Here is a 19,860-nt window from a genome sequence, read left to right on the forward strand (position 1 = left end):
CGAGGCGCCGGATTCATGGCGATTCCTCTCCTGCGAATTCTCCTGCTGGTCATCGCGCTGACCGCGGCGGCGTCCTCGGCCATTGCAGAGGACACCCCGGCTGGCGATGTCCTGCCCTCCAATGCCCCTGCGCCGGTCGACACCGCGCCGGCCGAAGCCAGCCCGCGTTCGCTCGGGAGCCTGCGCCCGCCATCGGCCGCGCGCAGAACGGAAGGCCTCGCCGCCTCGCCCGGCCAAGTACTGGAACTGCGTGACCCTGCCCCGCGCGTCCTCACACTGGACCTCACACGCGATGCGAACGACATCTGGGACCGCATCCGGCGCGGCTTCGGCATGCCCGACCTCGATACCGAGACGGTCGCCGAACAGCAACTCTTCTACCTCAACCGTCCGGGATTCCTGAAACGGGTGTTCGAGCGCGGCGGGCGCTACCTCTATCACATCGTGGACGAACTCGAACGCCGCGGCATGCCCACCGAGCTCGCCCTGCTGCCGATGGTCGAGAGCAGCTACAACCCGATGGCCTATTCGCGCGCGCGCGCCTCGGGACTGTGGCAGTTCATCCCCTCGACCGGGCGCAACTACAACCTGACGCAAGACAAGTGGGTGGACGAACGGCGCGACGTGATCGCCTCGACCAACGCCGCGCTCGACTACCTCCAGACCATCTACGAGATGCACGGCGACTGGCACCTCGCCCTCGCCTCCTACAACTGGGGCGAAGGCGCCGTAGGACGGGCCGTGCAGCGCAACCTCGCCGAGGGGCTGCCAGCCGAATACAGCCAGCTGCGGATGCCCGAGGAAACCCGCAACTATGTCCCCAAGCTGCAGGCACTGAAGAACATCGTCGCGCAGCCCGAGCTCTTCCACTTCGAGCTGCCCTACGTTCCGAACACCCGCCACTTCGTCACCGTAGACACCCCCGCCGGTATCGACCTCGCGACCGCCGCGCGCCTCGCCGAGATGCCGCTCGAGGAGTTCCTCGCGCTCAACCCCTCCTACAACCGTCCCGCCACCACGCGAGCCGATTCGCTGGTGATTCCGGTCGACCGCGCCGAACGCTTCCGCGCCCGCCTGGCCGAACATCAGAACAACGGCAAGCAGTGGCGCACCTACGAGATGCGCCGCGGCGACACCCTCGCGTCGGTCGCACGCGACTTCGGCCTGTCGCTGAGCGAACTGCACCAGATCAACGGCCTCGATGCGCGCAGCCGCGTGAGCCCCGGATACACCCTGCTAGTCCCCAACGGCATCGAACCCGACGGCGCGATCGCGGCGGCCCGGATGATTCCGCGCAACGCCGCGCTCGACACCAGCACGATCCCGTCCAAGGCGGACGCAAAGGGCGCGCAGGCGAAGGGCGGAAAGAAATCGGGGGCTGGCAAGACCTCGACCGGCAGGCGCGCGGCCGGCAAGAAGGCTTCGTCGGGGAACGCCAAGGCACCCGCGAAATCGACTGCCAAGACCGCGCCGAAGTCGTCCGGCAAGACGACGACCTCCGCGCAGAAGAACCAGAAGCGCTGAACGCCGCGGACCGCCTCAGGCGGGCCAGTGGCAGCGCACGCTGCGCCCGCCGCGCAGGTCGGTTACCGCCGGATACTGCGCACGGCAGATATCGGTCGCCCGCTCGCAGCGGGGGTGGAAGTGGCAGCCGGGCGGAGGCGCCAGTGGCGACGGCAGGTCGCCAGCCACCACCGGCCGCGTTGCGCGCTCGGCAGCGCCCGCATGCGCCGCGGTTTCGCGCGCGATATCGGGAACCGCCGCGAGCAGCGCACGGGTGTAGGGATGCGCCGGCGCGGCCAGCACCTTCCCCACCGGCCCCTGCTCGACGATGCGTCCCAGGTACATCACCGCAACGTCGTCGGCGAGCCAGCTCACCACGCCGATGTTGTGCGTGATGAAGAGATAGGCGAGATCGAACTCCGCCTGCAATTCGCGCATCAGGTTGAGGATCTGTGCCTGCACCGACACGTCCAGCGCACTCGTCGGCTCGTCGCACACGATCAGCTTCGGGCGCACCGCAAGGGCCCGCGCGATCGCGATACGCTGACGCTGGCCGCCGGAGAATTCGTGCGGGTAGCGCAGCCTCATTTCCGACGTGAGTCCCACGCGCGCAAGCAAGGCATCGATCTGCTCCGCGCGCGCTGACGGATCCTTCTCGACACCCAGCGCGAGCATGCCCTCCTCGATGATCTCGCCGACGCGCATGCGCGGGTTCAGGGACGCGAAGGGGTCCTGGAACACCATCTGGAAATCGCGCCGCAGCGCGCGCAAGGCCGCGCGGGACAGCCCCGCGAGCGGCGTGCCGTCGAGGTACACCTCGCCGCCGGTCGGCGCGACGAGCTGCAGGATCGCCTTGCCGGCGGTCGTCTTGCCGCATCCGGACTCGCCCACCAGCGCCAGCGTACGGCCCGGCGCGAGCGCCAGGCTCACGCCATCGACGGCGCGCACGCGCGCCACCTCGCGCCGCAGGAGTCCCTTGCGCACCGGGAAATGCACCTGCAGGTCGCGCACATCGAGCAGGGGCGCCGTCCTTGTGGCGGCACGTTCGCCAGCCGCACCTGCCGAGGCCGCCGCGGCGGAGACCGCGGGCCTTTCGGCATGATCTTCCGCGTACAGATGACAGCGCACTGCCTGCGCTCCGACCGACTGCCACGCCGGGGCGTCGTGATGGCAGCGCTCGAACACGTCGGGGCAACGCCCGGCGAAGCGGCAGCCGGTGAAGACCTGGTCCAGCGGCGGCACATGCCCGCCCAGGGCCGCCAGCGGATGGCCGCGCTGGGCGTCGGTCGGCAGCGCGGCGAAGAGCTTGCGCGAATACGGGTGCAGGGGCGCGCGGAAAAAATCGTCGCGCGCGCCGGTCTCGACCAGCTCGCCCGCGTACATCACGCCGATGCGGTGCGCCATATGCGCCACCACGCCCAGGTCGTGGGTGATCAGCAGCATGCCCATGCCGCGCTCGGCCTGAAGGCGCGCGAGCAGGTCGAGCACCTGGGCCTGGATGGTCACGTCGAGCGCGGTCGTTGGCTCGTCGGCGATCAGCAGTTCCGGGTCGCCCGCGAGGGCCATCGCGATCATGACACGCTGCTTCATGCCGCCGGAAAACTGGAAGGGGTAATCGTCCAGCCGTCGCGCAGCGTCGGGGATCCCGACCGCGTCAAGCAGGCGCTGTGCTTCCGCACGGGCCGCCGCGCCGCGCAGGCCGCGATGGCGTGCCAGCACCTCGCCGATCTGCGTCATCACGGTCATCACCGGATTCAGGCTGGTCGAAGGCTCCTGGAAGATCATCGCGATCCGGCCGCCGCGCACCTCGCGCATGTCCGCCTCGCTGCGGGCGAGCAGCTCGTCGCCGGCAAAGCGCACCTCGCCGCCAACGATGCGTCCGGCGTCGGGCAGCAGGCGCAGCAGGGCCAGCGCCGTCATCGACTTGCCGCAGCCGGATTCGCCCAACAGTGCAAAGGTCTCCCCCGCCGCGATCGAGAACCCGACGCCGTCGACCGGACGTACGGGCCGTGCGGCGGCGCCGATATGCACGCGCAAGTGCCGCACGTCCAGGAGCGGGGCGTCGATTGGTCGGTCCTCCTGCGCGGGCGGACGGTCGGTTCCGGCAAGTACGGTCATCGGACGGGTATGGACGCGGAGTGAAACGAAAGAGGGATGGAAAAAGGGCCGCTTGCGCGGCCCCGTGGCAATGCTGCGACCGGTCGTCCGATCAGTGGTGGTGGCCGCCCGCGCCGTGCACGTGGCCGTGCGCCAGCTCCTCGGCGGTCGCCGGGCGCACTTCCGCAATGGTCACATCGAACACCAGGGCGGTGCCGGCCAGCGGATGATTGCCATCGACAACGACCTTGCCGTCGGCGATGTCGGTGATGCGGTAGATCATCTCCTCCTCGCCGTCGTCGGTGACGCGCTCGAAGGACATGCCGACCTCGATGTTCTCGGGGAACTGGCTGATGTCCTCGACCAGCACGAGTTCCTCGTCGTAATCGCCGAAGGCATCTTCGGGCTGCAGCTTGACCTTCAGCTGCTCACCGACCTTCTTGCCGTGCAGCGCCTCCTCAATGGCGGGGAAGATGCCATCGTAGCCGCCATGCAGGTAGACCAGCGGTTGCTGACCATCATCGATCATGTTGCCGTCCGGGTCGACGACGGTGTACTTAAGCGTTACGACGCTGTTCTTGACGATTTCCATTAGCTTTCTCTGTTTCCAGTTTCCTGACCAGTTCAAAAACCCCCGCCGCATGGCCGCGGGGGGTAACGTCGCGGAGTGCGTGACGGATGATGCCTTCCTTGTCGATCACGAAGGTCGTCCGCGCCACGCCCATCTTCTTCACACCATCGACTTCCTTGGGCTGCCAGACATCGTAGAGCCGGCACACCTCGGTCTCGACGTCGGAAAGCAGACGTATCGACAGGCCGTGCTGGTCGCGGAATTCGGCGTGGGTCAGGCAATCGTCGGGACTGACGCCGACGACGATGCAGTCGTAGCGGGCGAATTCGTCTTCATGATCGGAGAAGTCGGCCGCCTGCATGGTGCATCCCGGCGTGTTGTCACGAGGGTAAAAGTAGAGGACCACATGGTGCCTGCCGCGTTCTGCGGCGAGGTCGAAATCCTCCATGTCCGCATCCGGCAGCGAAAACGTTGGCGCGATATCACCGATCTGCAACATGTGATCTCCCTGACGTCGTTGGATTCTAGCCGAGACACGAAGCGAACTCTACCTGCGTCTCCCCCGCTTGCGCTACACCGATTTAATGCTTGCGGATCAGCACAAGCTGTTTAAAATTACAGTTACCCCGGAGAACCCCATGAGCAACCGCGACCACAACCTGACCGCCCGCCAGAGCGAAATCCTCGAGTTCATCCGCCAGACGGTCGAATCCGAGGGGCGTCCGCCCACGCGCGCCGAGGTATGCAGCGCATTCGGCTTCCGTTCGCCGAACGCGGCCGAAAGCCATCTGCGCGCACTCGCCGCGAAGGGCGCGATCCTGCTCGAGGAGGGGCGCGCGCGCGGCATCCGCCTTGCCCAAGGGCTCGGTCTGCCGCTGATCGGTCGGGTCGCGGCCGGCAGTCCCATCCTCGCGGTCGAGCACATCGAATCGCGCCACCAGATCGACCCGGCCCTCTTCTCGCCGCGCGCCGACTACCTGCTGCGCGTGCGCGGCATGAGCATGCGCGACGCAGGCATCCTCGACGGCGACCTGCTCGCCGTGCACCGCAGCCACGAGGCACGTTCCGGGCAGGTGGTGGTCGCCCGCGTCGAGGACGAGGTGACCGTGAAGACCTTCACCAGCAAGGGCCCCATCGTCAGCCTGCTGCCGGCCAACCCCGATTTCGCGCCCATCGTCGTCGATACCCGCAGCACCCCCCTGACGATCGAGGGGATCGCCGTCGGCCTGGTGCGCAACGGCTCGCTGTGAAGCCTGCCGCCGTGATCCTCCTCCCGCCCCCCGCTTTCGATGGCCGCCCTCGCCCAGACCACCCTCGCAGCCCTGCCGTCCGGCCTCGTATGGCAGGCGGACCGGCTCGCGCAGTCGGCCGAGGCGGGCATCGCCACCGGCTTCGCGGCGCTCGATGCCCAGCTGCCGGGCGGCGGCTGGCCCCGTAATGCGCTGATCGAACTGCTGTCCGACCGCCCCGGTATCGGCGAACTCGGACTGCTGCTGCCCGTGCTGCACGCCCTGCCGGCCGATCGCTGGATCGTCTGGGTCGCCCCGCCCCATCTGCCCTACGCCCCTGCCCTCGTCGCAGCGGGGGTGCCGCTCGAACGTTTGCTGCTGCTCGAACCGGGCAACCACGCCGAAATCCTGTGGTCGGTGCGACAGGCATTAGCGTCGGGCGGCAGCAGCATCGTGCTCGCCTGGCTGGCACGTGCGGACACCGCCGCCTTGCGGCGTCTGCAACTCGCCGCCGAAAGCTCCGCGACCCCGCTGTTCCTGTTCCGTCCCGTCTCCGCCGCCCGGCAGCCCTCCCCCGCCGTCTTGCGCCTGCGGCTCGCTGCGAGCGACGGCGAACTCGCCGTGGACATCCTCAAACGGCGCGGCCCCGGCCTCGCCGCCCCGCTGTACCTGTCCCTCCCGCAACGACCCGGCCTGCGCCGCATTCCCGCCCTCAACGATGCTCTGGTTCGCCCTGATCCTGTCCGATCTGCCGCTGCAGGTATTCACGCGCGGCGTGGATGAGCCGGGCGAACTGGCGGTCGTCGAACACAGCCCCGGCGCGCGCGTGGTCGCGGCGACTGCCGCTGCGCTCGCGCGCGGCGTCGAACCCGGCCAGGGCGCGGCCGGCGCCCTCGCGGTCGCTCCGTCGCTGCAACTGCGCGAACGCGACCCGGCGCTCGAGGCCGCGACGCTGGCGGAGTTCGCCGCGTGGGCCACGCAATTCACGCCCTGCGTCAGCATCGACCCGCCCGATGGGCTGGTGCTGGAAACGAGCGGCAGCCTGCGCCTGTTCGGCGGCGTCACGGGGCTGGTGCGGCGCATCCGCGCCGGCCTCGCGCCGCTCGGCCTGGATGCCGCGATCGCCGCTGCCCCGACCCCGCTCGCGGCACGCTGGCTCGCGCGCACGCACCCGGGCCGGCAGCTCCGGGCCGCCGCCGAGTGGTGGCGCAAGCTCGACGACCTGCCCGTCGAACTGCTCGGCGACGGCGCCGAAGTATCCCGCGCCACGCTCGACCTGCTGCACGGCATCGGCGCCCGCCGCATCGGCGACGTCGCCCGCCTGCCGCGCGACGGGCTCGCCCGCCGCCAGGCCTCCGTCGTGCTCGACACGCTCGCGCGGGCCCGCGGCGAACGCCCCGATCCGCGCCCCTGGTTTCTGCCGCCGGAACGCTTCGAATCGCGGCTGGTCCTGCCCGCGAGCCTGCTGCACACCGAGCCACTGCTGTTCGCCGCCGGAAGGCTGTTTTCCGGGCTGTCCGCCTGGCTTGCCGCCCGCCATGCCGCGCTCGATCGCTGCCGCCTGCAGCTGGAGCACGAGGGCCACCCCGACACCGTGCTCGAGATCGTCACCGGCACGCCGGGGCGCGACGACGGGCGACTGCTGATGCTTGCCCGCGAACACCTCGCCGCGCTGCAGTTGCCCGCGCCGGTCGAGGCACTGCGCCTTCTCGCCGACAACCCGGTGGTCACCCCGGGGCGCACGCAGGACCTGTTCAGCGACCCCGACAGCGCACGCGACGCCGCCGCCCTGCTGCTCGATCGTCTGCGCGCGCGGCTGGGGCGCGAGGCGGTTCGTACCGTACATCCGGTTTGCGAGCACCGGCCCGAACGCGCCTGGCGCCTCGCCGACCCCGGACGCCCCGCCCCCCACAGCACCCCGCCGGCCACCGGCCCTCGCCCCCTATGGCTGATGAACGAACCGCGCGCGCTCGACTCTATCCGCGCGCTGACGCTGCTGCGCGGGCCGGAACGCATCGAATCCGGGTGGTGGGACGGCGCCGACATGCGTCGCGACTACTACATCGCCCGCGCACCCGATGCCGCGCTGTGGTGGGTATTCGAGCAGCTCGACCCACCCGGTGGCTGGTACGTGCATGGTTTTTTTGGCTAAACTCGCTTCCCCACTCCCGGTTCCCGCCGGGAATCCTTCCCTCAACCCCGATCCCCCTCTTCCTTGAGCGCCCCCGCCTCGTCGTCCGTCTCGGCCTCCCTCATCGCCCGCCAGCTGCTGCACCACGCGTGGCCCGTACTAGTCGCGCAGATCCTGTCGATGAGCATGCTGATCGCCGACACCGTGATCGTGGGCCGCTACAGCACCGTCGACCTCGCCGCGGTCGCCGTCGGCAGCGGCGTATATATCTCCATCGTGATGCTGGTGGTGGGCGTGCTGCAGGCCGTCGCCCCGACCGTCGCGCATCATTTCGGCGCCGGCCGCATGGAAGGGATCGCGCCCTCGCTGCAGCAGGGGTTCTGGCTCGCGCTGATGCTCGCCGTGCCCGGCATCGCGCTAATGGTCTTCCCCGGCTTCCTGCTGGAGTTGAGCAGCGTCCCCGCCGACGTCGACGCAAAGACCCGCGAGTACCTCCTCGCCACCGCCGTGGGCCTGCCCGCCGTGCTGTTGTACCGCACCTTCTATGCCTTCAACAACGCCGTGGGCAAGCCGCGTGTGCTGATGGCGATCAGCTTCATCGTCACCACGACCCATGTTCCGCTCGCGTGGGCACTGGTGTACGGCCATCTATGGCTGCCGCCTCTGGGCGTGCTCGGCTGCGGCATCTCGACGGCAATCGTGAACTGGCTCGCCTTCACCTGCGGCGCCGTCTACCTCGCGCGCAATCCGGGCTACCGGCCATATCGCCTCTTCTCGCACTGGCGCGGGCCGCAGGCCAAGGAGATCCTCGGCCTGCTGCGCCTGGGCGTGCCGATGGGGCTGTCGACCTTCATCGAGGTGTCGTCCTTCACGCTGATCGCGCTGTTCGCCGCCCGCCTGGGCGCCGAGGCCGTCGCCGGCCATCGCGTCGTCGCGAACGTCGCCGCCCTGATCTACATGCTGCCGCTGGCGATGTCGATCGCCGTGCTCGTCCTCGTCGGCCAGGCGGCCGGCGCGCGCGACTGGGCCCGGGCACGCATGACGATACGGGTGGGCATGATCGTCACGGCGGGACTCGCGTCGCTCATCGGCATCGCGCTATGGATCGCGCGCGAGCCGCTCATCGCGCTGTTCTCGGAAGACGTCGCCGTGCGTACCGTCAGCCTGATGCTGCTGATCTACGTCTGCCTCTACCAGCTGTTCGACTCGGTGCAGACCGTCGCGGCGCATGCGCTGCGCGGCTACAAGGTGACCTTCGTGCCGATGCTGATGCACGCCGTGTGCTTCTGGGGCGTGGGCCTCGCCGGCGGCTATTGGGCGAGCTTCCATGCCCCCTGGCGCACCGACGGACCACACGTGGCCGGTTTCTGGGAGGCAGGCGTAATGTCCACGACGGTCGCCGCGATGCTGTTCGGCTGGCTGCTGCGCGCCGTCATGCGACGGCAGGAGGAATCTCCTGCCTGAGGACGCTCAGCTTCCCAGCCAGCCCTCACGCAGCGCCCGCATCGCCGCCGAGACGCGCTTGCCGCTCGCGAGCTTCACCGTATCGGCCGGCTGAGGCACCAGTTCGGCCGTAACGGTAATCAGCTCGTCGCGCCGGAAGGCGTGGATGGTCACCTGCTCCCCCGGCCCGCGGCGCGCGAGCATGCCGTCGAGCGACGCGGCCGTCACCTTGAGGCCATCGATGGCGACGAGCACATCCCCCGCCGAAAGCCCGCATCGCTGCGCGGGGCCGTCGTCGAACACGTTTGCGAGCTTCGCCTCGCCGTTACCGCCAGCCAGCTTCACACCCAACCAGGCTCCCTTCGCGGCGGCCTCGGCGCGGAACTCGATCCCGAACGCCCTGAGGAACTCGTCCAGCGCCAGATCCTCGGTCCCCTCGACCGCGTCCTTCAGCCAGCGCGACAGGCGCCGCCCCGCCCCCTTGAGGCCAGCTTCCCCCACCTCGGCGACAAGCGCGAACAGGCCATCCTCGGCGACCCCCTCGCCCGTCAGGCCGTGCCGCTGCCACAGCAGGCGCATCACGTCGTCGAGGCTCTTCCGCCCCGCACTCGCGGCGCGCAGCTGGAGGTCCAGTGCGAGTGCGATCAGCGCACCCTTCGCGTAGTAGCTGACGATCGCATTGGGCGCGTTCTCGTCCTGCCGGTAGTACTTGATCCACGCGTCGAAGGACGATTCGGCGACGCTCTGCTTGAGGCGGCCGCTGCCGCGCAGCACGCCGGACATCGTCTTGCCTAGCAGCGCGAGGTAATCCTCCACGCCGATCACGCCCGAGCGCACCAGCGCGAGATCGTCGTAGTAGGAAGTGAAGCCCTCGAACGCCCACAGCAGGCGCGTGTAGTTTTCGGTGGCGAGGTCGTAGGGCGCGAACGCCGCGGGCTTGATGCGCTTGACGTTCCAGGTGTGGAAATACTCGTGGCTGCACAGGCCGAGGAAGGTCCGGTAGCCGTCGGTGTGCTCGTGCATGCCGACGTAGGGCAGATCATTGCGCCCGGTCAGCAGCGCCGTCGAGGCACGGTGCTCGAGGCCACCGTAACCGTCGCCGACCACCATCGTCAGGAAGAGGTAGCGATCGACCGGGGCGGGCGTGCCAAACAGTTCGATCTGCCACGTGCAGATGCGCGAGAGATCGCTGCACAAGCGTTCGAGATCGCAGTCATGCCGCCCCGTGAGCACGATGTCGTGCGGAACGCCCGCCGCCTCGAAGCGGGCGTGCGTGAAGCAGCCCATTTCGACCGGGTGATCGACGAGCTCGTCGTAGTTTTCCGCGTAGTAGAGGCCGAACCCCATCGCGGGCGCCGCGAGCGGATTTCCGGCCGGGCGCCGCAAGGTCGTCGCGACCTTCCATGTCTGCAGCTCCGGGCCATCCGGCGGGAGAATGTCCACATAGCAGGGCTCGTCGGTCCGTCCCTCAACCGCGAGGAACACGCTGGTGCCGTTGAAGAATCCGTGCGTGGCATCGAGATGCGCGGCGCGCACCGAGAGGTCCCATGCGTAGACTTCGTAGCTCAGCGTCAAGGCTCGCCCGGCCTCCACCGGCGCCGCACGCCAACTGTGCTTGTCGAGCTTTTCCATCGCGACCGGTCGACCGCCGCATTCCGCGCGCAGGGTGATGATGTTGCGGGCGAACTCGCGGATCATGTAGCTGCCGGGAATCCACGCAGGAAGACGAAACACCTGTCCGGCCGGATCGGGGCTGGCGACCGTGCAGGTGACTTCGAAGATGTGTGCGTTCGGACGCGCGGGGGCGATGGTGTACGACACGCGGGGCTGGTGGGGCATTGAAAATTCCGCAGAACGAAGCAAACCGTCGATTTTAGCCGCAGCAGAGCTGCATCGGACGGCCACCGAGCACGTTGTGTCGATGCCTCATTTTTGCGCAGAAGCAGCATTTCCTTTCGCGTCAGTCCTCTGCGACACCTCCCCACAACTTGTCCACAGGACTGCTCACGCTCCGTGGGGATAAGGAACGACTTTCCCACAACACGCGTTGCGAAAATGCCTCATTTTTGTGCAGCGACGACATTTCCTTATGCTTCAGTGGCCTGAAGCACGTCCCCACAAGTTGTCCACAAGACTGCACACGCCGCGTGGGGATAAGCGGACAGTTCTGTGAAAGCCCCCGCCACCTCACTCCACAGTCGCGCGCACCGCGTCGGTCGACGGCCCGCCCTTGGCAATCTGCTGCACGGGCGACAGGAAGCGTCCGATCTCGGAGAGCGTCGCATCCATCGCCTCCTGCAGACGGTCCACCGCCCCCTGAGGAGCCCCGCCATCCTTCAAGGCCGTTTCCGCCACGGCGGCGGCATTCGCCAGTCGCGGCAGACCCATCGCCCCCGCCGCGCCGCGCAGTTTGTGCACCACGCCCACTGCCGCCGCGGGGTTCCCCGCATGCAGGAAAGCGGCGATCCTGCCAGGATCCCCTCCGCAGGTATCGACAAAGCGCTGGAGATAGGTCGCGTAGGTCTTCGCGTCGCGCCACAGTCTGAGACCGAGCGCAGCGTCTAGCACGACCTCGTCTGCGCCGGGCGCAACCGAAACAGGCGCTGCGGGTGCCGCTGCGGAGATCGGCCGAGGCGCATAAGTCTGCAGAGCCGAGATCAGATCCTCGGCCGCGAATGGCTTCGACACGAAGCCGCTCATTCCGGCCTGTAGTGCGGCCGTATGCTGGTCATGGAAGGCACCGGCCGACACCGCGATCACGGGCAACGCCCGCAGCGCTTCGGATGCGCGGATACGGCGCGTCGCCTCGTAGCCGTCCATGACCGGCATCTGCACGTCCATCAGCACTGCATCGAAGTCCGCGGGCTGTCGCTCCAGCAGCCCGAGGGCCGCCTCGCCGTGCTCCGCCTGGGCAACCCGTGCGCCCTCGCCCTCGAGAATCCCTTGGGCAACCTCGCGGTTGATGTCGCTGTCGTCCACCACGAGTACACGGTATCCGGCAAGGCGACCCGACGGCGTCGAGGTCGACACACCGACCTCTCCTCCGCCCCTGCCCGCAACGAGTTCCGCCACTGCTTCGAGCAAGGTCGTAGCTGTCACCGGCTTGGTCAACACGCGGTCGGCGAAACGGCTATCCGGATGCCTCTGCAACGCTTCCCGGTCGGCTGCCGTCACCATCACGATCACCGGATGCGCATCGCTGCCGAACATGGGACGCAGCGCCGCGGCCGTCGCCAGCCCGTCCATGCCCGGCATGCGCCAGTCGAGCAGCAAGACATCGAATGGTTGCCCTGATTCGCGACGTGTCCGCACAGCCTCGATGGCCGCCGCGCCGGAATCGGCGACTTCGACCGACCACCCCAACGCCATGACAACCGCGGTCAGCGCTTCGCGCGCCAGCGGATGGTCATCGACAATCAGCACCCGCTGCGGAACGGGTGCCGGCACCGCCACTGCCGGCCTTTCCTCCGTCGCAAACGGCAGCTCGAAGAAGAACTCGCTGCCCTGTCCGGGCTCGCTGCGCACGCCGAGCTGCCCGCCCATGAGTCCGACCAGTTGCCTGCTGATCGCCAGTCCGAGGCCGGTTCCACCGAAGCGCCGGCTCGTCGAGGTATCCGCCTGACTGAAGGGAGAAAAGATCTCCTCCTGCTTCTCCGGCGGAATGCCGATCCCGGTATCCGACACCGCAAACCGCAGACGCAAGCGATCCCCATCGCGCCCCACCGGCATGACGCGCAACACCACCTCGCCGCGCTCCGTGAACTTGATCGCATTGCTCGCAAGATTGGTCAGAACCTGCCGCAAACGCAGCGCGTCGCCCACAAGGGATTCCGTGCCGGGCGGCGGCGGCCAGACTGCGACCTCGACCGGCTTGCCCTCGCACGCATACGCCATCGTGCTCGCCAGCTCGTCGAGCACTTCGGCGAGACGGAAGGGCTGGTGCTCGATGTCGAGCCGATGGGCCTCGATTTTCGAGAAATCCAGGATGTCGTTGAGGATGCCCAGCAGCGACCGGCCCGCCCGCTGGATCTTGCGAGCCAACTCGCGTGCCGCCGGCGGCAGATCGGCCCGTTCCAGCAGATATGCCAAGCCGAGCACCGCATTCATCGGGGTGCGAATCTCGTGGCTCATATTCGCGAGGAATTCACTCTTGGCGCGGCTCCCTGCCTGGGCGAGCTCCGACTGGCGGGTGAGTTCGAGGTTCAACTCTTCCAAACGTATCTGCGCGTCCTTCAGTTCGCTCACGTCCGAAATCACCGCATACACGCCGCGAACGTGTCCGTCGTCATGGTCTGGAACCAGATGCCACCACAGATGCTTCACGCCTCCGCCCCGCTCGTCAGCCACGCTCGCCTGGAATTTCTGCGGTTGCCCCGCGAGCGCCGCCTCCATGTATGGCCTACTCGTCTCATACAGGGAAGGTTCGAACACGAACCCCATGGGCGCATTGCGCACCGAAACGGCAGGCTTTCCGAGGAACTCCTGCAGCGCGCGGTTCGCGAAACGACATCGCAGACCGTCATCCCAGTACGCGATCATCGCCGGAATGTTTTCGGTAACAGCGCTCAGGAAACGCTCGCTCTGACGCAAGGCCTCCTCGTTCTGCCGCTGCTCGGTCACGTCCAGCGTGACGCTCACCACCCGCAGTGTTTCGCCCGTCGCGTCGCGCTGCGCCCGCCCGAGCGACCGGACCATGCGCTCGGTGCCATCCGGGCGCACGATGCGGAAACTGAAATCGAAGGTCTCGCCCTTCAGGGCGCGCTCGAAGGCCGCACCGACTGCGGCACGATCGCTCGCCGCCACGTGCGCCAGCCACTGCTCCACCCGCTCCGGAAGAGCGTCCGCAGGCACCCGATAGATCTCGCGGAGACGGTCATCCCAGCTCAGCCTCCCGTCCTCGCAGCGATATTCCGCCACACCCATTTCGGCTGCCTCTGTCGCGAGCTTCAGCCTCTCCGCGATACGCTGCTGGCGTGCGCCCTGCTCCACTAGCGCCGCGTGGCGCGCTTCCACCGCGCTGGCGCCGATGCGGCGCTGCACATTCTGCAGGTAGATGTAGGCGAGGCTGGCGAGCAGTGCGGACAGCGCCAGGATGCCCGCCGCGAACCAGCGTGGATCAGGCAGGTTCAGCGCCTTGTGGAAGGGCGCCAGCGCCCTCACCTCCACAATCCAGTCACGGCTGAAGAGTTCCACCGGCAACTGCCTGACCAAGCCTGCGACCGTCGCGTGGTCGCCTCCCGGGGATTCGTAGAATCGGAGAGGCTGTTCGGCATACGCTGCGTCGTAGATCGAAACCGCAAACTCTCCGCCGCGAAAATCGAAATCCGCCAGGACCTCATCGATGATCAGCGGCGCGTAAACCCAGCCGAGCAATGTTCGCCAGCGCTCTTCCGGTGTCGCCGGCTGATACCCGCCGCGATAGACGGGCAGGAGCAGCAGGAAGCCGCGCTCCGGCTTGCCCATCGCCTGCAGCAAGGTGAGAGGTGCGGTGAGCACCGGCTGCCCGGTGCGAACCGAGGCCAGCGCGGCAGTACGGCGGTTCAGTTCGGACGCAATGTCGAGTCCGATCGCTTCGCGGTTGTTCGCCTCGGGCTCGACATGCAGGATGACGAAGCGCTCGCCCGCGTGCGGCGCGATCTGCTTGATACTGAAATCCGGCCTCCCGTCGCTGCGCACGGCGGCGACGAACCGGGCCTCGTCCGCGGGATCCACACGGCGGATGAAGCCGAAGCCCCGCGCACCGGGGAATTCGCGGTCCGCCTCGCGCGACTGCGCATACTGCAGAAAACGCTGGCGCGGTATCGATTCGCTGCCCGCTCCGATGATGGCACCGCGAACGCCCCTCATGCCGTACTCGAAGGTTTCGAAGCGCGCGATCAGTGCAGCCGCAGTGCGGGTGGCCAGCGCATCGAAACGGGCGTCCGCGGTCTGCTGGTTCGTCTCGGCGGTCTGCCGGGCCACCCCCAGTGCAACGGCAAGTCCGATGAGGATGACCGCCAGGGGAAAAACGAGGGTTCGCTTGCTCATCCGCTTACGGCTCCATCCCCTTACCGCGCATGGGGTTAATGGCATGTTAAGCCAAACGGATGACATTCACGCCCCCGGATCGTTCGTCGCGCAGGACGACCGTCACACCGGCACGCCCATTCGTCATCCGCAGCCGCTCCGGACAGTGCATCACGACATTCGGGCGGCAATCCGGCGCATGATGTTTATACTGTATTTATGTACAGCACAACATCCTTTCCCGCCTCGTCAGGGGACGCCGGATACGCCGAACTCCACTGTCTGAGCAATTTCAGCTTCCAGCGCGGTGCCTCGCACCCCGAGGAACTGGTCACACGGGCGGCCGGGCTGGGCTACGCTGCGCTGGCCATCACCGACGAGTGCTCGCTCGCCGGCGTCGTGCGCGCACACCAGGAGATCCGCCGCCAGGCGCTGCCACTGCATCTCATCATCGGCAGCGAAATCCGCCTCGCCGACGGCCCCTGCCTCGTCCTGCTCGCCACCGACCGCGCGGCGTACGGCCGGCTCTCGCGCCTTATCAGCCGCGGCCGGCGCGCCGCCGACAAGGGCGAATATCGCCTCACCCGCGCCGATCTCGAAGACGGCCTGCCGGGCTGCCTCGCCCTGCTCGTGCCGCCCGGGGAAGCACCGGACCACGCTGCCCTCGCCGCCGACGCCCGCTGGCTCGGCGAGCGCTTTCCCGACTCAGCCTGGCTCGCCGTCGAACTCGCCTGCGGGCCGGACGATGCCGGACGGCTTGCGCGCCAGCAGACAGTCGCCCGCGAAACCGGCCTGCGTCCCGTCGCGGCCACGGGCGCACTGATGCACGAGGCCGCGCGCCGGCCGCTTGCCGACGTGCTCGCCGCGCTCCGTCTCCATGCCACCGTCGCCGAAACCGGCTCCCGGCTCGCCGCGAACGCCGAACGCCGCCTGCACGAGCGCAGCACCCTCGCCCGCCGCTATCCGCCGGAACTCCTCGCCGAGACGCTGCACATCGCCGCGCGCTGTCGATTCCGTCTCGACGAACTGCGCTACGAATACCCCGCCGAGCTGGTTCCCGAGGGCGAAACCCCGGCAAGCTGGCTGCGCGGCCTGGTCGAAGACGGGCTGCGCTGGCGCTATCGCCCGCACGGCGAGCTTCCCCCGCGCGTGCGCACACAGATCGAACACGAACTCGCCCTGATTGCCGAACTCGGCTTCGAAGCCTATTTCCTCACCGTACACGACATCGTGCGCTTCGCCCGTAGCCGCGGGATCCTGTGCCAGGGACGCGGTTCGGCGGCCAATTCGGTCGTGTGCTGGGCGCTCGGCATCACCGAAGTCGATCCCCAACTCGGCATCATGCTGGTCGAGCGTTTCATCTCGAAGGAACGCAACGAACCGCCCGACATCGACGTCGACTTCGAGCACGACCGGCGCGAAGAGGTCATCCAGTACCTGTACGCGAAATACGGCCGCGAACGGGCCGCGCTCGCCGCCACGGTCATCCGCTACCGCGCGCGCAGCGCCCTGCGCGACGTCGGCCGCGCCCTCGGCTTCCCGCCGGCGCAGATCGAGCGGCTCACGCGCGACCACTTCTGGTTCGACGGCCGCCACATCCTGCCCGAGCGCCTGCGCGATGCCGGCCTCGACCCCGACAGCCCCAACGTCCGGCGCCTCACCGCCCTCACCGAGGAGCTGATCGGCTTTCCGCGCCACCTCTCGCAGCATGTCGGCGGTTTCGTCATCGCCCGCGGCCGCCTCGACGAACTGGTGCCGATCGAAAACGCCGCGATGCCCGAGCGCACCGTGATCCAGTGGGACAAGGACGACCTCGACACCCTCGGGCTGCTCAAGGTCGACGTCCTCGCCCTCGGCATGCTCTCTGCTCTGCGCCGCGGCCTGGCGCTGATGTCGTCATGGCACGGACGCGAGTTCACCCTTGCCGATATCCCGCGCGAAGTCGACGCCGTGTATGACATGCTGTCCGCGGCCGACTCCGTCGGCGTCTTCCAGGTCGAATCGCGCGCCCAGATGACCATGCTGCCGCGCTTGCGGCCCCGCCGCTTCTACGACCTCGTCGTCGAAGTCGCGATCGTCCGCCCCGGGCCGATCCAGGGCGGCATGGTCCATCCCTACCTCGAAGCACGGGCCCGCAAGGAACGCGGCGAGGAAATCGACTACCCGCGCCCGGAATGTCGCGCCCCCGGCGCACCGCAGGACGACGGCGTGCGTCACGTGCTCGAGCGCACACTGGGCGTGCCGATCTTCCAGGAACAGGTCATGCAGCTCGCCGTGGTCGCGGCCGGCTTCACCCCCGGCGATGCCGACCAACTGCGCCGCGCGATGGGCGCTTGGCGCCGCCAGGGCGAACTCGAACGCTACCGCGCGCAGCTGCTCGCCGGCATGGCCGCGCGCGGCTACCGGGCCGAGTTCGCCGAACGACTGTGCAACCAGATCGAAGGCTTCGGCAGCTACGGCTTTCCCGAGTCGCACGCTGCGAGCTTCGCGCTGCTGGTGTATTTCTCCGCCTGGATCAAGCGCTTCGAGCCCGCTGTCTTCCTGTGCGCGCTGCTCAACAGCCAGCCGATGGGTTTCTATTCCCCTTCACAACTGATCCAGGACGCCCGCCGGCACGGCGTGACGATACGCGGCACCGACGTGCGCGCAAGCGACTGGGACTGCACGCTCGAGCCCCAGGACGGCACCAAGCTGCCCGCGGCGCGCCTGGGGCTGCGGATGATCAAGGGCTTCAACGCCGACGCCGCGGCGCGGATCGCCGCAGCACGCAGCCTACACCCCTTCGCCGGCGTGGACGATCTGGCGCTGCGCGCCGCGCTCGACGCCCGCGACCTCAGGCTGCTCGCCACCGCCGGCGCATTGGCGGGGCTCGCCGGCCACCGCCGCCAGGCGCTGTGGCAGGCGGCCGGCGGCCTGCCGGAGGAAGGCGTGCTGCATGGCGCACCGGTGCGGGAAAGCGCCGCCGCGATTGCGCCCCCGAGCGAAGCACAGGAGCTCCTTGCCGACTATGCCCGATTGGGCTTCACGCTCGGCCGCCATCCCCTTGCGCTGCTGCGCGAGCGGCTCAGCGCGATGCGCTTCCTCACCGCTGCGGAAATCTCCGCCTGCCCCGACCGCAAGCTCGCCCGCGCCGCCGGCATCGTCACCTGCCGCCAGCGGCCGGGCACCGCGAAGGGAACGCTGTTCATGACCATCGAAGACGAAACCGGGCTCGCCAACGTGATCATCCGGCCCGAGCTCATCGACCGCCAGCGCCGGGAGCTGCTCGGCGCACGTCTGTTGGGAGTATTCGGGCAGATCAGCCGCCAGGGCGATGTCACGCACCTGCTGGCGAGCCGTGTCGTCGATCATTCCGCGCTGCTCGGCACGCTCGACGCGAAAAGCCGCGATTTCCACTGAAGACTGCGCGCCGCACCGCCGCGCACACCGCCTTGCCCCTTTACTGCACGTCTCCCGGCGGCATCAGGCGCAGGCAGTCGGTGACCGCCACCACACAGTTGCGACCCAGGCTCTTCGCCCGGTACAGCGCCGCATCCGCCGCCGCCAGCAACTGCTCCAGCTCGTCGCCGGGCTCGAACGCGGCAAAGCCGATACTCACCGTAACCGCGACGGGCGTGCCGTCGGCTCCCGAGATCTCGATCCCCGCGACCCGCTGCCGCAAACGGTCCGCAAGCTCCCGAGCCCCTTCAGGCAAGGTCCCCGGCAAGACAATGACGAACTCCTCGCCGCCATAGCGCCCCACGATGTCGATCTCGCGCACGCTCGCGGCACAGGTCTGCGCCACCATCCTGATCGCCTGATCGCCCAGGGCATGCCCGTGCTCGTCGTTGATAGCCTTGAAATGATCGATGTCGACCATCAGCACCGCCAAGGGCTGCCCGAAACGCTCTGCCCGCCGCCGCTCCTGCTCGGCGCGCTCGATCAGATAGCGGCGATTCGCAATGCCCGTCAACGCGTCCACCTGCGCCAGCTGCCGCAGATCCTCCTCGCGCCCCTTGCGTTCGGTGATGTCCTCACGCACCGCGACGAAATGCGACACCCGCCCGAAGCGATCCCGCAGCGGCGAGATCGCCATGTTCTCCCAGTATTCCTCGCCGCTCTTCCTGCGATTGCATACCTCGCCCCGCCATACGTTGCCGGAAAGGATCGTCTGCCACAGGTCCGCATAGATCTCGCTGCGCGTATGCCCCGCACCGAACATCGCCGGGCTGCGGCCGAGGATCTCGCTACGCGAATACCCCGAGGTCTTCAGGAAGGCGGCGTTCACGTATTCGATCCGGCCGCGGTTGTTCGTGATCATGATTGCGGTCGGGGCATGATCGACTGCCGCCTTGTAGGTTTCCAGTGCGTACTCGCTGACCGGAAGCTCCACACGGCTGAAATCCGGCGTCTCGCCGACGGAAAAATCGGTCGGCGGCGGGAAGCTCCTCTCCGCCCCCTCCGAACCGGCCCGCGAGTACTCGCCGGCCGTGCACATCAAGGGCCATACCGCCCATGCGACGACAACCGCGAGCAGCAGCAGCGATAAGCCGAGGAAAGGCACGAAGATGTTCACTTCGGTTTCGGCGCCACCAAGACCGTCGGCCGCAAACACGCCGTCCAACATCCAGAGCCCTAGCGCGGTGAGCGACAGGAACGCCACCACGAGGAAAATTGCCAACGACGTGCGGGGGAAAGACATCAGCCCTTGGAGCCCGGTTAACGAGGAGAAATCATCGACATACCGCAATGATAGTAGATAGCCCGCAAATAATGCCAAATAAATCATAACCACAAAATCACAGGGGCTTTTGACCCACTCACTCTCCCCTGCGGCGCACGGGCGCAGGGGCCATGCGCTAACATGCTGATCCCTCGCCACACTCGCGACGCCGTCCCCG

Annotated in this window: 12 protein-coding genes; 6 read left to right on the plus strand and 6 right to left on the minus strand. The window is 68.1% G+C overall.

Annotation, left to right across the window (positions count from 1 at the left end):
• Positions 1-15: 15 nt before the first annotated feature.
• Positions 16-1,524, plus strand: a complete 1,509-nt coding sequence (locus tag ToN1_RS00285) for a transglycosylase SLT domain-containing protein (RefSeq protein WP_210147935.1) — start codon at positions 16-18, stop codon at positions 1,522-1,524.
• Positions 1,525-1,539: 15 nt separating this feature from the next.
• Here the strand turns inward: ToN1_RS00285 and ToN1_RS00290 are convergent, their stop codons facing one another.
• The 3 genes from ToN1_RS00290 to ToN1_RS00300 all read right to left on the minus strand — a co-directional run bounded on the left by ToN1_RS00290 (position 1,540) and on the right by ToN1_RS00300 (position 4,670).
• Complete coding sequence (locus tag ToN1_RS00290) at positions 1,540-3,621, minus strand: ABC transporter ATP-binding protein (protein ID WP_169207471.1); 2,082 nt, start codon at positions 3,619-3,621, stop codon at positions 1,540-1,542.
• 91 nt (positions 3,622-3,712) lie between these two features.
• On the minus strand, positions 3,713-4,192 hold the full coding sequence (locus tag ToN1_RS00295; RefSeq protein WP_210147936.1) for an FKBP-type peptidyl-prolyl cis-trans isomerase: 480 nt from the start codon (positions 4,190-4,192) through the stop codon (positions 3,713-3,715).
• Positions 4,158-4,670, minus strand: coding sequence for a peroxiredoxin (locus ToN1_RS00300; RefSeq protein WP_169208963.1), 513 nt, complete (start codon positions 4,668-4,670; stop codon positions 4,158-4,160). The genes ToN1_RS00295 and ToN1_RS00300 overlap by 35 nt, the downstream gene beginning before the upstream one ends.
• Positions 4,671-4,809: 139 nt before the next feature.
• On the opposite strand from ToN1_RS00300, the gene lexA reads away from it, so the two are divergent.
• From lexA to ToN1_RS00320, 4 genes are all read left to right on the plus strand, one after another.
• Positions 4,810-5,421, plus strand: coding sequence for a transcriptional repressor LexA (lexA, locus tag ToN1_RS00305; RefSeq protein ID WP_210147937.1), 612 nt, complete (start codon positions 4,810-4,812; stop codon positions 5,419-5,421).
• A gap of 39 nt (positions 5,422-5,460) precedes the next feature.
• Complete coding sequence (gene imuA, locus ToN1_RS00310) at positions 5,461-6,183, plus strand: translesion DNA synthesis-associated protein ImuA (protein ID WP_210147938.1); 723 nt, start codon at positions 5,461-5,463, stop codon at positions 6,181-6,183.
• Positions 6,119-7,552, plus strand: a complete 1,434-nt coding sequence (locus ToN1_RS00315) for a Y-family DNA polymerase (RefSeq protein WP_210147939.1) — start codon at positions 6,119-6,121, stop codon at positions 7,550-7,552. The genes imuA and ToN1_RS00315 overlap by 65 nt, the downstream gene beginning before the upstream one ends.
• Before the next feature lie 63 nt (positions 7,553-7,615).
• Entirely contained in the window at positions 7,616-8,995 is a 1,380-nt protein-coding gene (locus ToN1_RS00320) for an MATE family efflux transporter (protein WP_169208940.1), read from the plus strand.
• Positions 8,996-9,001: 6 nt separating this feature from the next.
• Here ToN1_RS00320 and ToN1_RS00325 read toward each other — a convergent pair whose 3' ends face one another.
• Both ToN1_RS00325 and ToN1_RS00330 read right to left on the minus strand, forming a co-directional pair.
• On the minus strand, positions 9,002-10,813 hold the full coding sequence (locus tag ToN1_RS00325; protein WP_210147940.1) for a M61 family metallopeptidase: 1,812 nt from the start codon (positions 10,811-10,813) through the stop codon (positions 9,002-9,004).
• 348 nt (positions 10,814-11,161) lie between these two features.
• Entirely contained in the window at positions 11,162-15,001 is a 3,840-nt protein-coding gene (locus ToN1_RS00330) for a CHASE domain-containing protein (RefSeq protein WP_210147941.1), read from the minus strand.
• A gap of 198 nt (positions 15,002-15,199) precedes the next feature.
• Between ToN1_RS00330 and ToN1_RS00335 the strand changes: the two genes are divergently transcribed.
• On the plus strand, positions 15,200-18,379 hold the full coding sequence (locus ToN1_RS00335; RefSeq protein WP_169208778.1) for an error-prone DNA polymerase: 3,180 nt from the start codon (positions 15,200-15,202) through the stop codon (positions 18,377-18,379).
• Between the two features lie 40 nt (positions 18,380-18,419).
• Here ToN1_RS00335 and ToN1_RS00340 read toward each other — a convergent pair whose 3' ends face one another.
• Entirely contained in the window at positions 18,420-19,841 is a 1,422-nt protein-coding gene (locus tag ToN1_RS00340; protein ID WP_244860917.1) for a sensor domain-containing diguanylate cyclase, read from the minus strand.
• Between the last annotated feature and the right edge of the window lie 19 nt (positions 19,842-19,860).

It is taken from the genome of Aromatoleum petrolei (genome assembly GCF_017894385.1).
Taxonomy (GTDB): Bacteria; Pseudomonadota; Gammaproteobacteria; order Burkholderiales; family Rhodocyclaceae; genus Aromatoleum; species Aromatoleum petrolei.